Annotated in this window: 10 protein-coding genes and 1 pseudogene; 4 read left to right on the forward strand and 7 right to left on the reverse strand. The window is 42.4% G+C overall.

Annotation, left to right across the window (positions count from 1 at the left end):
• The first annotated feature begins 169 nt into the window (after positions 1-169).
• A complete protein-coding gene (locus QJR74_RS06680; RefSeq protein WP_304373770.1) occupies positions 170-439 on the forward strand; it encodes a DUF2583 family protein in 270 nt (89 codons plus the stop codon).
• Positions 440-633: 194 nt separating this feature from the next.
• On the opposite strand, the gene QJR74_RS06685 is transcribed toward QJR74_RS06680, so the two are convergent.
• From QJR74_RS06685 to rhaB, 6 genes are all read right to left on the reverse strand, one after another.
• Entirely contained in the window at positions 634-2,859 is a 2,226-nt protein-coding gene (locus tag QJR74_RS06685) for a glycoside hydrolase family 3 C-terminal domain-containing protein (protein WP_304373771.1), read from the reverse strand.
• A gap of 258 nt (positions 2,860-3,117) precedes the next feature.
• A complete protein-coding gene (lldD, locus tag QJR74_RS06690; RefSeq protein ID WP_304373772.1) occupies positions 3,118-4,257 on the reverse strand; it encodes an FMN-dependent L-lactate dehydrogenase LldD in 1,140 nt (379 codons plus the stop codon).
• Between the two features lie 93 nt (positions 4,258-4,350).
• Entirely contained in the window at positions 4,351-4,665 is a 315-nt protein-coding gene (gene rhaM / locus QJR74_RS06695) for an L-rhamnose mutarotase (protein ID WP_304373773.1), read from the reverse strand.
• Positions 4,655-5,497, reverse strand: coding sequence for a rhamnulose-1-phosphate aldolase (gene rhaD, locus QJR74_RS06700; protein WP_304373774.1), 843 nt, complete (start codon positions 5,495-5,497; stop codon positions 4,655-4,657). The genes rhaM and rhaD overlap by 11 nt, the downstream gene beginning before the upstream one ends.
• A gap of 10 nt (positions 5,498-5,507) precedes the next feature.
• Positions 5,508-6,764, reverse strand: coding sequence for an L-rhamnose isomerase (locus tag QJR74_RS06705; RefSeq protein ID WP_304373775.1), 1,257 nt, complete (start codon positions 6,762-6,764; stop codon positions 5,508-5,510).
• A complete protein-coding gene (rhaB, locus tag QJR74_RS06710; protein WP_304373776.1) occupies positions 6,751-8,229 on the reverse strand; it encodes a rhamnulokinase in 1,479 nt (492 codons plus the stop codon). The genes QJR74_RS06705 and rhaB overlap by 14 nt, the downstream gene beginning before the upstream one ends.
• Before the next feature lie 280 nt (positions 8,230-8,509).
• On the opposite strand from rhaB, the pseudogene rhaS reads away from it, so the two are divergent.
• A pseudogene (rhaS, locus tag QJR74_RS06715) lies at positions 8,510-9,307 on the forward strand (HTH-type transcriptional activator RhaS).
• Between the two features lie 152 nt (positions 9,308-9,459).
• On the opposite strand, the gene rhaT reads toward rhaS, so the two are convergent.
• On the reverse strand, positions 9,460-10,494 hold the full coding sequence (gene rhaT, locus QJR74_RS06720; protein WP_304373777.1) for an L-rhamnose/proton symporter RhaT: 1,035 nt from the start codon (positions 10,492-10,494) through the stop codon (positions 9,460-9,462).
• A 313-nt stretch (positions 10,495-10,807) separates the two neighbouring features.
• Between rhaT and aldA the strand changes: the two genes are divergently transcribed.
• Both aldA and QJR74_RS06730 read left to right on the forward strand, forming a co-directional pair.
• On the forward strand, positions 10,808-12,247 hold the full coding sequence (gene aldA / locus QJR74_RS06725; RefSeq protein WP_304373778.1) for an aldehyde dehydrogenase: 1,440 nt from the start codon (positions 10,808-10,810) through the stop codon (positions 12,245-12,247).
• 247 nt (positions 12,248-12,494) lie between these two features.
• Positions 12,495-14,144, forward strand: coding sequence for an alpha-L-rhamnosidase-related protein (locus QJR74_RS06730; RefSeq protein ID WP_304373779.1), 1,650 nt, complete (start codon positions 12,495-12,497; stop codon positions 14,142-14,144).
• Positions 14,145-14,154: the final 10 nt, after the last annotated feature.

Genomic DNA, 14,154 nt, shown 5'->3' on the forward strand with positions numbered 1-14,154 from the left:
TAGTGTACTGTATGGGAGAAGGGAAGTTCAAAAACATTCCCGTCGAACGTTTTTTTCATCGCGCACAAAGTGTTAAAAAATCACAGAGTGTGATCTCTGTTAAAGATAATCCTGCCGTGAGCGCCTACACTTTTGTCAAGTTCTGTAAGACATAGCTAAGGAGAAGCGAATGAAACGCGTACATACTTCATTACTAGGCAATGGGTTAATGGTAGTAGGTTTAGTCTTAGCCGTGACAAGTCTACTTATTGCCCTATTGAGTCAGGCTGAAGGCTCGATTTTTACTGACAGTTGGGCCACCGGAGCAGTACTTGGAATCTTTATGGGAGCGTTTTTCTGGCTGATGGGCGCACAACTGAGTGGACGGGAAAAAGTGTGCGAAAAATATTATTTACTGCGCTTTCATCAACGGCACCCGCACCGCCGTCGGCATTCGTAATTTTCGTTAAGGTGTAATACAACCGTGGATTATAACGCATGCAGCAGGTTATGTTCACTCCATCACCCTTGAATTGCGGTATATAAATACATTGGTATCTTCTTTAACCTCATAGAATTGATATTATTGTTGTAAAATAACACCCTAATACTCGGGACAGCGATATTAGGGTGTACCATTTATTCCTCGCTAAATTAAATCCCCTTCGGATCGCTAAAGGTTGAAGGTTTCAAAGATACTTTCTTCTCTAATTTTTTATCTTCGGCATTTTCACCCAACCTAAGATTCCATTCGCCTGGAATGGTCGACCATTGTTGATTTGTAGTATTCCATCTTGCAAACAAACGGGGATCGATGCTAAGCGAAACATATTTTTGTTCACCGGAAGCCAGATCAACTTTACGCCATCCTGCTAGTTTCGCTGTGACCTGTGGTTGACTTGTCGGGTCAATATAAATTTGGGGGACTGCTTTACCCGCTTTGCTTCCTTGATTTGACACGGTAAAGTGGATCGTTACCGTATTTTTTTTAGACACAACGGTCAAACCACTGTAGGAAAAGTGAGTGTACGATAAACCATAACCAAATGGGTAAAGAGGGCGTTGATGAGTTTTCTCAAACCACCGATATCCTACATCCACACCCTGCGTATTATAATCCACACCAAATAACCCGCTTTTAGCTTTAGTTGTAGGATGAGCTGAAGTTTCACTCGCTGCTGGATGCGTAAACTGAGGTAATTGTTTTTCTGATTGAGGAAATGTAACAGGTAAATGACCGGAGGGATTGACCTGACCAACCAAAATATTAGCTATAGCCTCAGCACCTTGCCCCCCAGGATACCAGCTTTCAATTATCCCTTTGACAGAACTTATCCATGGCATTAGGACTGGGCCCCCAGTTTCAAGGACAACAATAGTATTTTTATTTTGTTCGGCTACGAAATTAATTAAGTCATTTTGATGATGAGGCAGAGATAAGTTCTCTGCATCCACTGCTTCTGAATTCCATGCGGTAGCGAATACAATCACTTTGTCTGCTTTTGCAGCTTGCTCTTTAAGTTGGTTGGTTAACTGGCCGTCGTTGTAACTCACTTCTAGTTCCGTTTGGGTGTGTTGTAAGGCATGCAAAGGTGAAGAGGGGTGATAATAGGCTTTGGGGGCTTTAGGATCGTAAGATACAGGCTCTTTCACTTCGAAACTCCCTTCGGGTAACACCTGACTCGACCCCCCGCCAGACATGACTCCACGGTTCGCATAACCACCCACGACCAATATTTTCTCATGGGGAAGCAAGGGTAAAACGTTTTCTCTATTTTGGAGTAGCACAATTCCTTCCTCTGCTTCGTTCTGCGCCACGAGTTTGTGAGCAGTGATAGTAAAATTATTGTTGTGAAGGCGCGCACCAAATCCCGAGATACGGCTGACAGAAGTGAGAATACGTTTAACCATGTCATCTATTCTAGCCATCGTGACCTGACCTTTACTCACTGCTTTTTTTAATGGCTCACCAAAATAATGTGCTTGGTCTAAATCATAGGCAGCTTGTTGATCTAAACCTGCGTTGACGGCTTTCAATGTAGAATGAGTAGCCCCCCAGTCAGAAATTACCCAACCGTTAAATCCCCACTCATGCTTCAGCACCTCATTGAGTAAAAATGAATTTTCGGAAGCCCATTCCCCGTTTACGCGGTTGTAGCCAGGCATTACAGCCCCTGGGTGGCCAATCTCCCCAGCAATTTTAAAAGCGAATAAATCGACTTCGCGCATCGCTTCCTGGTTAAGATCGGCGCTCATCACTACCCGGCCTGTTTCCATAGTATTTAAGATAAAATGTTTCATTGTTGAGACCGTACCTTCACTTTGTATCCCACGAATGGCATGGCCCGCCATTTTTCCTGTGAGAAGAGGGTCTTCACTGAAATATTCGAAGTTACGGCCATTTAAAGGATCACGAATAACATCGGCTCCTCCCGCCAAAAGAATATTGAATCCTTTCTCTCTTGCCTCAATACCTAATATTTTGCCGCCTTTTTCGGCTAATGAAGGGGAGAAGGTGGCTGCTAACAGCATAGTGGAAGGGAATGCAGTGACCTGGTCATTTTTACGATTAAATTTGGGATTGGCGATGCCCAGACTTGCGTCGGTCATTTGAAGGGCAGGAATGCTTAAGCGAGGAATACCCGGAACAAATCCAGCTGAACCTAGTGCCCCGTTTTCTAAACTTAGTGCAGATTTAAGAGAAAAACTAAGTAAGGAAATTTTTTCATCCAAAGTCATTTGCTGAATTTTTTGACTAATACTTGTTTCATCTACAACGAAAGGACTGGCTATAACATTTGCTGAACTCAGAGATAATATGAGTGCAATCTTTATTTTAGAAAGCGTAAAGTACCGTGGAAATCGGTTTGGAAAAATCATTTTTTACTCCTAAATGCCATTTTTATTAAAAAATGGACGTTAGCGAAAATTAATGCGTACACCTGATAATGAATTGTTTTCCATGCAGGAATGAATCTGCTATTTTTTAACGTTATCGTTTAAATAATAAAAATAATTTTTTTGGGAGTGGAAAACTATAAGCAGTAGGATAATCTTCTACTTATATAATAAAATTAATTAACCCTTTAGCATCGAAATAAAGACAGTGCCCTATGTTGATATTGTTAAGCAGCCTTATTAAAAACTATTAGCGATTAATTCTGATCCAATATCGTCTATCGTTTTGGCACCCGTCAATGTCATAGCAACACGCATTTCCCTTTCAATTAGTGTTAAGACATTTTCAACACCTTGTTGTCCAGCAGTTGCTAATCCATATAAATAGGCTCTGCCGAGTAATGTCGCGTCTGCGCCCAGAGCAAGCATCCGTACAATATCCAAACCATTACGAATACCACTATCGGCGAATATAGTGATATCGCCTTTCACCGCCTCCGCAATATTGGGGAGGGCATGAGCAGTGGACATTACCCCATCAAGTTGTCGTCCTCCATGATTAGACACTACAATTCCATCAGCACCAAAACGTACAGCGTCTTTAGCATCTTCAGGATCTAAAATACCTTTGATCACCATAGGCCCCTTCCAGAATTCGCGAATCCACTCTAGATCTCTCCAGGAGATTGAAGGGTCGAAGTTTTTAGCTAACCACCCAATATAATCCTGAAGACCTGTCGCTTGACCGCGATAAGCTGTAATATTACCCAAATCATGCGGCCGACCCCATAGTCCAACATTCCAAGCCCATTGTGGGTGGGTGATTGCTTGTATGTAACGGCGCAGAGTGGCGTAGGGGCCGCTCATCCCTGAGTGTGCATCTCGATAGCGGGCACCAGGTGTTGGCATGTCCACAGTGAAAATTAAGGTAGTACAACCGGCTGCTTTCGCTCGCTCCAACGCATTTCGCATAAATCCACGATCTTTCAAGACATAAAGCTGGAACCACATCGGCCGTTCAATATTGGCAGTCACTTCTTCAATAGCGCAAACCGAAACAGTTGAAAGGGTAAAAGGTATACCTCTGTTTTCAGCCGCTTTGGCGGCTTGAACCTCGCCACGTCGGGCATACATTCCACAGAGGCCTACCGGAGCCAATGCGACAGGCATGGAGACTTTTTCACCAAGAATTTCAGTCGAGAGATCTAAGTCTTCCATATTACGCAGTACGCGTTGGCGCAACGCGATGTTAGCTAAATCGTCGACGTTACGTTTCAATGTATTTTCTGTGTACGAACCGCCTTCTATGTAATGAAATAAAAAAGGGGGCAGAATGCGCTGTGCGGTGTCGCGGTAGTCACTTGCAGAGGAGATAATCATTACTATTCCTTTTCTATCTCGGAAAGCTGAATCTTATTTGAATAACACTCTCCTCGATATTGCCAGAATCGAGGAGGCAAGTACTTTCGAGAACTAATCCAAATAAAATACTGAGGTTAAGTTCGTACTTAGTGGGCTATTATCTGGGTGAGTAAACATCAATGGAGCCATAGTTAGCCACCAACGCTTACAAATATCTGTTTCAGCAATAGCTTGCCATTGATTTTCTGACTCGACATCAAGATGAGCGAATAATAGATTTCTGGTTGCATCCAACCAGATGCTGTAATGATGTACACCCTGTTGTTTGAGTATAGCGGCTAATTCCGGCCATATAGGTGAATGACGCCGTTGGTATTCTTCATGGCAGTTTGGCTTGATTTGCATGACAAAAGCTTTACGTAACATTTGAACGCTCCGCCGCCAATGCTTCTTTCCAGGGCGACACTGAGAATCTTTCCCCTAAAGCGATGAGTTCATCAGTGGTAATACTTTGACGAATCCCCCCCATAGACAGAACTTTGACTAACACCTCAGAAGATTTTTCTGCCGTATCAATCAAACCAAAGGTTTCATCCAAATCTGGGCCTGTGGCAAAAATACCGTGGAAAGGCCACATGACTAATGAATGATTTGTCATTGTGGACGCAGTGGCATGCCCAATATCATCAGTTCCTGGAACCATCCAAGGTAAGACACCAATACCTTCAGGAAAGACGACTAAGCACTCAGTACTACCTTCCCACAATAAACGCGTAAAACGGGCAGAGTCCAGATTCACTACGTAGCTTAGCGCAATAAAATTGGTAGGATGGCAATGCATAATGACTCTATCTTTTCCCTTACTCAATCTTTTACGGACTGCGTGAGATTGGAGATGTGAGGCAAGTTCGGATGTTGGTAAGTCACCCATGCACAATCCCCAATAAATCGTAAAAGCTGTCCCTTGCTCATTAATTTGAAGTAGCGCTAAACACTCTTCTGGTGCTAGTTGGACATTACGGAAAAACTTTCCAGAACCTGTTACTAAGAACCAATCATTCGCTAAATCTGGAGCAGCTTGACTTAGGGAGATACTCCGAGGGGCAGTATAAAATTCAGAACGATAGGGGATTACCTCTTCCGATGATAGGCGGACACTAATATTACCACCGTTACGCTCATCCCAACCTTTTAACCACATATCACTGGTAGCTTTGATCATCGCTTGAATGAATGTTGCTTCTAACATAGTAGACATAGGACAGCCCTTATCGTTGACTGAGTACTTGTTGTTCGTATTGTTCAATATCATTTAACCAGCTTGCATCGACTGGAACATTTTGGCGATGACACCACTCTTCCCATATTGCTTGCCAAGGGAGAGATTTTATTTCCTCTAACCAGGCAAGACGGTGGGTATAATTCCGTTCGACTTCAGCCTGACGTAGCTGCTCGGTAGGTTCCAACAATGCACGTAACAACGCTTTTTTTGTGTTTCGTGTGCCAATCACCCATGCAGCAATTCGATTTATTGAGGCATCAAAAAAGTCGAGGCCGATATTAATTTTTTCAAACCACTGATGACGGACAATTTCATTAGCAATTGCTTGGGTTTCATCATCTAATAACACGACATGATCGCTGTCCCAACGGACAGGCCGGCTTACATGAAGTAATAGACGAGGGACATAAAGTAGGGCGGTCGATATTTTATCGGAGATCACTTCGGTTGGATGGAAATGACCTGCATCAAGCGTAAGTGCCGTCTGCCGACTGGTTGCATAACCTAAGTAAAATTCATTAGAACCGACGGTGTAGCTTTCTGCACCGATACCAAAAAGTTTACTTTCAACTGCATCAATATGATGCTTAGGATTTAATTTCTCACTTAAGATTTCATCCAACGCATCCATCAAACGTTGACGTGGCGCAAACTTATCGACCGTCAAATCCTTCATTCCGTCCGGTACCCAAATATTCATAACGGAAGGGGTGCCTAACTGCTCACCGAAATAAGCAGAAATGCGACGGCATGCTTTGCAATGGTCAATCCAAAACTGACGAATATGGGGATCACTGTGCGCCAACGTAAATCCGTCGGCGCTAAGCGGGTGTGAAAAACAAGTTGGATTGAAGTCTAAGCCTACATCGTTGCGCTTAGCCCAGGTTACCCATGAAGAGAAATGTTTGGGTTCAAGCTTATCTCTCTCAACAGGGGACTCACTGTCTAAATAATTAGCGTGTAGATTAAGACGTTTAGGACCAGGGATTAGTGAGAAGGCTTTTTCTAAGTCTTGACGGAGTTCAGTAACGGTGCGGGCTTTTCCCGGATAATTACCCGTTGCTTGAATTCCTCCTGTTAATGCGCTCTCGGCGTGTTCGAATCCTTTTACATCATCACCTTGCCAGCAATGAACAGAGATAGGGAGTTGGTCTAGTTGAAGAATAGCGTTTTCAACATCAATACCGATTTGTGCGTAGCGTTGTTTAGCTAAGGTAAAAGCGGTAGGGCTATAGCTTGACATAAGTTTGCTCCTGGTGAGAGTGAGTCAGCGCAGAAAAACGGCTTCGGTTATCCTGCAATGACATATTCGTAGTAGGGGTATAAACCTGTATAGGAAAGTGTTGCTTAAGGTGACTTCGGTAATCGCCGACATCCTTAAATTCACCTAGAGCAATGAGTTGACAGCCGATGTTGCCAAGTGTCGAAGCTTCACTCAGCCCAGCATGGACAGGTATCTGACAAGCATCGGCACAGAGTTGGTTAAGAAGAGGGTTTTGACATCCCCCCCCAACAATATGTAACCGTTTTATTTTTTTAGCGTAAAGTTTCTCCAGTAAACCAAGGGTTTGTTGATAGAGTAACGCTAAGCTATCGAAGATTGTGCGTGCGATGGATGCTGAGGTCTGAGGTATGGGCATACCCTGTTCTCGACACGCTTTCTGTATTTCGTCACACATAGAAACGGGGTTGATAAAACGGTGATCATTGGGATTGATTAAAGATACACAGGAAGGCTCATTCTTTGCCGATTCTATTAACGCCGTAAGATCGTCAATGTGGTGCTCCTGACATAGTTTTTGTAATAACCACAGCCCCATTATATTTTTGAGGACACGAAAACCTTCGGCACCCCCCTCATTAGTAATGTTTGCTTCCATGGCTGCAGTATTAAGGAACGGATGATGGTACTCGACCCCCATCAATGACCATGTTCCAGAACTTAAATATGCATCCTCCTCACTGTCCAATGGCGTAGCGAGCACGGCACTAGCTGTATCATGGGTGGCGACAGCTATTACGGGAATGGCCAATCCTTCTGAATTATTCCAATGACCAATAGTGTTACCTGGTGAGGTAGGTTTACCTAACCATTGGGGATCAATACCTGCCCATTGACACAAACCCTTATCCCACTCTCCTGTGCTGATATTCCAAAGTTGGGTAGTAGTGGCATTGGTATATTCACAATTCATTTTTCCCGTTAGACGATAATGTAAATAGTCAGGGATCATTAATATGTGTTGCGTATCTTTAAGCCACTCAGACTGTTGCTCGTGAAGTGCACGACACTGATATAGAGTATTAAAAGGGAGAAATTGAATACCAGTGCGTTGAAAGATATCCTCTTGTCCAAATTGGGCGATAGCACGTTCCATGACACCCTCTGTCCGTTTGTCACGATAACTTACTGTCTCACCCACTCGCTTGCCGAATTTATCAAGCAGAACAAAATCTACTCCCCAAGTGTCGATCCCTATACTATCTGGGGTGATCCCCTCTGATGTTAATTGATGCAGTCCTTGAAGAATGTGCTGATAAAGGTCTTCTAAGTCCCAACAGTCATAACCACCGTGGTTATGGCGTTTATTTGAAAAACGTCTTATTTCTCGTAATGCCAGATGCTGGTTGGATGATTGCCACTGTCCAAGCATGACTCGGCCACTGGATGCCCCTAAATCGACTGCAACGATATTCTGCACATTCATATCATGTCATTCCCAAACTATTATGGGTTCAGACTAACGTCACATTAAAAACCTCACCTTATTTTTACTGCCAGCCGCTTAGGGCGCATGGCATCGTTACAAAGGTTTATGGGGAATAACTCACAAATTCGTCGCACAGAGATCAACTGTGATGAGCAACACATTTCTGCGCATTATTTGGTAGATGAGGGATCTTGCAGTAGAGCTTGTAACAAAATTTATACATTATATAAATTAATGTCATTTGGCTGTTTAACTGAATATCGATACAGGATGAAGCATGACACTATTGCAGAGTGTAGATTATTTTCCACATGAGGAATATTCGATTGCTTTAGAGCCTCGAGCACCTCAATTAGCGTTTCCTGAGCATCATCACGACTTTGATGAAATTGTGATAGTGGAACAAGGATCTGGCATTCATATTTATAATGGGCAGCCTAAGACGCTTTATTCAGGTTGCGTTTGTTTTATTCGAAGCCATGATAGACATCTGTATGAACAAACAAATAATTTGTGTTTAACTAATGTTTTATACAGAGATGCTAATTCCTTCCGTTTTCTTAATAACGTTACCGAGCTGCTACCTTGTGCAGGTTCACATTGGTTTATTAATCAAAAAGTGATGAGCGAGGTGCTCAATATGACGAATGCCCTGCGGACTGATAATGGGTGGAGTATTGATAAACAAGCTTATCAGGAACAAATTTTTATGCGCCTGTTGTTATTACTGCGCAACTCTTTGCAACATTGCGAACAAGATGATCGCTTGGCTTTATTATTGGATTGGCTCCATAATCATTACAGTGATGATATTAATTGGGAAGTCTTAGCGGATCAATTTGCAATTTAGTTGAGGACATTACATCGTAAACTGAAACATTTAACAGGTGATACGCCTCAACGGTATCTCAATAAGCTCAGGCTGCTGGAAGCTCGCTATTTACTTCGTCATAGTGAAGATAAAATCACTGATATTGCCTACCAATGTGGATTTGGTGACAGTAACCATTTTTCTACGCTTTACAGCCGAGAGTTCGGTCACGCGCCTCGTAAAGAGCGTCAAATTTCTAATTAAACACGCTTTTGAGAATTTGAACGATCAGGTAGGAAGTTTTTATTTGAAGACCGCTGAGAGTGGGCTCTCAGCGTTAAACTATGCTCTTAAAATTCCAACGTTAGATTTTACGTTGTTGATACTATCGTTTATGAATAACTCGCTACAAGAGGCTAGAGAGCTACACCTAACCCCACAATATTTGCTGCAATGACAATAATAAAACAGCCGATAGATAATACTCTAACAGGGCGTTTCCCCGCAGATTTCCACTCATTAAGAAGTAAACCTACTAACCCTCCACAGAGTACATACATACTCATGTGTAACATCCAACTGACATAATCATAGGCAACAGGTATACGGGCATGACCCCATGCGTAGAAAAAGAATTGGAGATACCACATAGCTCCCCCTAACACTGCCAGCACTATATTAGTTATTAATTGTGGGCGAGGGAGAGAAAAATCAGTTTTAATAGAAAGCGTTGGTTGTGTAGCTAAACGGATGAGACAGAATCCTAGGTTAACGACGGCACCGCCGCCCATTATCACCACATAACTCGGTAATGCAGCATAGAGTGGGTCCACGCCTGCTACGATAGCCGCGTGATGTAAAGGCTGTGCAGCATTCATAGCAAAAGACATGCCTGCAGAGAAAATCCCACAAAATATAGCCAGCAGGAGTCCTTTTTTGAGATTGAAATCGTAGTTATCAACCCCTAACACCCGTTCTTTTAAGACGCCTGCACGAGTCACAATCGCAATTCCTAAAAGGGCGAGTGCCACGCCTAATAGCGTTAGCTGTCCTCCAGGTTGGCTGAATAAAGTTATAAAACGGCCCTGAATAAGTGGAGTCATGAGCGTCCCCACGACTAATGTCACGCCAATAGCTATGCCAATTCCCATTGACATACCGAGGTAGCGCATGGTTAGGCCATAATTAATATTTCCTATGCCCCACATTAAACCAAAAAGGAATACTGGTAATAACTGGGAAAAAGAAAATTGCGCAAAATACCCCCAAACATTTGGTAATAAATAGGCACTGATACTCCACGGGAGAATAATCCAAGAAACGCTACCGCCTATTGACCACATTGTTTCCCATGACCAATGTTGAATACGTTTAAATGGAGCATAAAAACACGCAGCGCTAACCGCGCCGACAAAATGCCAGGCTATCCCGGCAATAATGGCACTGTTCATAATAGTCATCTCATGTTGAGTCTCACGGCAGTTCGCCCTAAGAGGAATTGTAGTGTATGAGGGGGGCGGGACAATCCACCTTGAAGATATTGCCGCGCAAATTCGTTATGTGGCAAAAAAGCCGAGAGTTATCATCTTAAGGATCACACATCTTACTTTCTGCGTAGAAATGTCCTTAGTGTCGGGTCTATCTCAGTGATCTTTTAATTTTTGCCAGATTGTTAAAAGCCCTGTCAGCAATATCAAGGTGCATAAATAAGGCCTGTTAGATGCTACCCAGCGTAATCCATTTCGGGATCCAGGGAAATTTACTATGACCAAGCAACTTCATCACTACATTAACGGGCAATTCAAACCATCAACTTCGCCTAAATGGATTGACGTCATCAATCCTGCCACAGAGGCGCTTATATCACAGATTCCTCAAGGTAATGATCACGATACGTCTCAAGCGATTAGCGCTGCGAAAGCCGCGCAAAATAGTTGGGAAGCGTTACCAGCAGTTGAACGCGGACGTTGGCTACACAAGATTGCTACGGCAATTCGTGAAAAGCATTTACTCATTGCACAAACTATCGTTGCAGAAGGCGGTAAAACGCTGCCCTTAGCGATGACCGAAGTAGAGGTTACTGCCGATTATTTTGATTATATGGCGGAGTGGGCCAGGCGTTATGAAGGTGAAATCATAAATAGTGACCGCCCAAATGAAAATATTTTCTTGTTCAAAAAAGCAATTGGGGTAACAAGCGGTATTTTACCTTGGAATTTTCCTTTCTTTCTGATTGCACGGAAAGTCGCTCCCGCATTGATCACGGGAAATACCATTATCATAAAACCGAGTGAATTAACGCCTAATAATGCATCAATTTTTTGCGACATTTTACACTCCCTCGATTTCCCGAAAGGAGTCATCAATGTGGTATATGGAATAGGACAAGAAGTCGGTCAAATATTAGCGTCACATCCGGATATCAGCATGGTCAGCTTAACCGGTAGTGTTCAAGCCGGGATTGCGACTATGCAAGCTGCGGCAAAAAATGTGACTAAAGTTTCTCTAGAATTGGGAGGGAAAGCTCCGGCAATCGTGATGCAAGATGCAGATATAGATCTTGCGGTAAAAGCCATAGTGAGCTCTCGTATCATTAACAGTGGTCAAGTGTGTAATTGTGTTGAACGCGTCTATGTGCATCACTCCCACTATGACACATTGGTAGAGAAATTAATTGAAGCCTTTAAAGCATTGAAAGTCGGTGACCCGGCTAAGGATGAGGAGGTTGATATGGGGCCGCTCATTAGTGCTACAGCTTGTAACCGTGTTGCAGAGATGGTTGATGAGGCTATTGAACAAGGGGCGAAGTTAGAAATCGGTGGCCATAAGCTTTCTGGCAAAGGATATTTTTATGCCCCGACTATTCTGAGTCAAGTCACTCAGGATATGAAGATTATGCGCGAAGAAATATTTGGGCCTGTACTGCCAATAATGACGTTTAATACTTTAGATGAAGCAATATTCTTAGCAAATGATTGTGATTACGGTCTGACGTCATCGCTTTACACTCGAAATATCAATTATGTAATGAAAGCACTTAGGCAGTTAAAATTTGGAGAAACTTACATTAATCGTGAAAATTTTGAAGCTATACAAGGTTTCCATGCAGGTTGTAGGAAGTCTGGCATAGGGGGGGCAGACGGACGGCATGGTTTAGAGGAGTATTTGCAAACGCATGTAGCCTACGTAGAGTTTGAGCTGTAATAGACAGATTTAATAATTAATTACACAGAAGATAATTAATTTTTCTTGGATTAGTGCACTCCATCTTAGTAGTGAGGTGGAGTGATTGAATTTCATTACATTAGAAATCATCCCCTTCGGAAGTTAACTGTTAAGTGAAAGGGTATTCTTAACGGGGGTGTGTTAATAATAAATATATTTATGCTTCAATAAGCCGTTATCCGTTTATTTGATAAAAATTATCCTTTATTAGGGTTGAAGGAATACCATGAATCGTAGAAAACTAATAATTAATACTCTGTCTTTGGTCGCGTCTACAAAAATTATTCCTTCCCTGGCAAAGGGAAATAAAGAATTGTACACGGGAACTTCTGAAAAAAACGAAGGTGTGGGATTTTTAACCATTGCTGAACATCTCAAACCTAATTTACACCATACAAAGGTTCAATTATTACGTGCAGTGGAGTTTGAACAAATCTCTGACGGTATTTTTAAAATCAATCCTGATAAATCATTATCACCCGAAAATGTTTCACTGCACAAACTGAAACAAGGTGATCAGATTATCTTAGATTTTGGCGACCACTGCACAGGTTATCTATCGTTTATGGTTAATTGGGCCGGTAAAAGCGCGGATGCGCCGGCACGTTTACGTTTGACGTTCGGAGAAGTCGCCTCTGATGTATGTCAACCCTTGTATCCTTATGACGGGATGATTAGTGCTTCGTGGTTACCCGATGAGATTGTGAATATTGATTATCTCCCGGCAAAATATGAAGAGAAGCGTCGTCATGCCTTTCGCTATGTAAAAGTAGAGGTCATTGGGCTTTCAGCGAATTTTACTATTAGCCTTTCTGACGTTAACGTCGATGCCGTTTCCTCTGCAGGAAAAGATGTTGGTAAACCGCTATCTTACGCTACACCAATGCTGGAAAAGATAGATAACGTTGCAGTCAAAACTTTAAGTGAGTGTATGCAGACAACATTCGAAGATGGTCCCCGCAGAGATCAACGTTTATGGATCGGTGATTTACGCTTACAAGCGCTCGCTAATAATTATAGTTTCAAACATAATCAATTGATTAAGCGTTGCCTCTATTTATTCGCTGCCTATCAAGATCAACGTGGTTATATGCCCGCCTGCGTGTATGAGAAACCAACTCCACGAATAGGGGAGGCTTTTTTACTAGACTATTGTTTACTTTATTGCGTCACGTTATCGGATTTCTATCATACCACTCATGATAAGGTTACAGTAGAACAACTCTTTCCTGTCGCAGAGGCTCAATTACTTTCGGCATTAAAATTTGTTAATGCCGAAGGCTTATTCCAGCTACCGCTCGAAATAAAATGCTTTATTGATTGGCATAAAGAACTCGACAAACAAGCTGCCATGCAAGGCGTAATTATTTACACATTAATGAATATGATAGTCTTAGCAGAAAAAACCAATCACCCTTTCAGAGCTAAAGAGTGGCATAAAGTAAAAGAAAAAATGAGCATTGCTGCACGTCACCACTTTTGGGACCAAGATCTTAATTTATTCGTCAGCGGACCTCATCGTCAAATATCTTGTGCTTCACAAGCTTGGCTAGGCTTGGCGGATATCGTTAGCCATGGCCTTGCCAGTAAAGCAATTGAGACAACATTAGAATCATCCACCGCTCTCCAACCCAATACGCCTTATCTTTACCATTATATTATTGAATCATTGATTAAAAATAATAATAGCAAAGCCGCAGTAAACTTAATGACCTCCTACTGGGGAGGAATGATTAATCAAGGCGCCGATACTTTTTGGGAATGTTATAAACCCAATGACCTTAATTTTTCTCCATATGGAGGTAAACAAATTAATAGTTATTGCCATGCGTGGAGCTGTACACCGACTTTTTTTATTAGACGTTATTTCTCATAGTTTAAAAAGT

Origin of the sequence: Tatumella ptyseos (genome assembly GCF_030552895.1) — a bacterium.
In the GTDB taxonomy this organism is placed as follows: Bacteria; Pseudomonadota; Gammaproteobacteria; order Enterobacterales; family Enterobacteriaceae; genus Rosenbergiella; species Rosenbergiella ptyseos_A.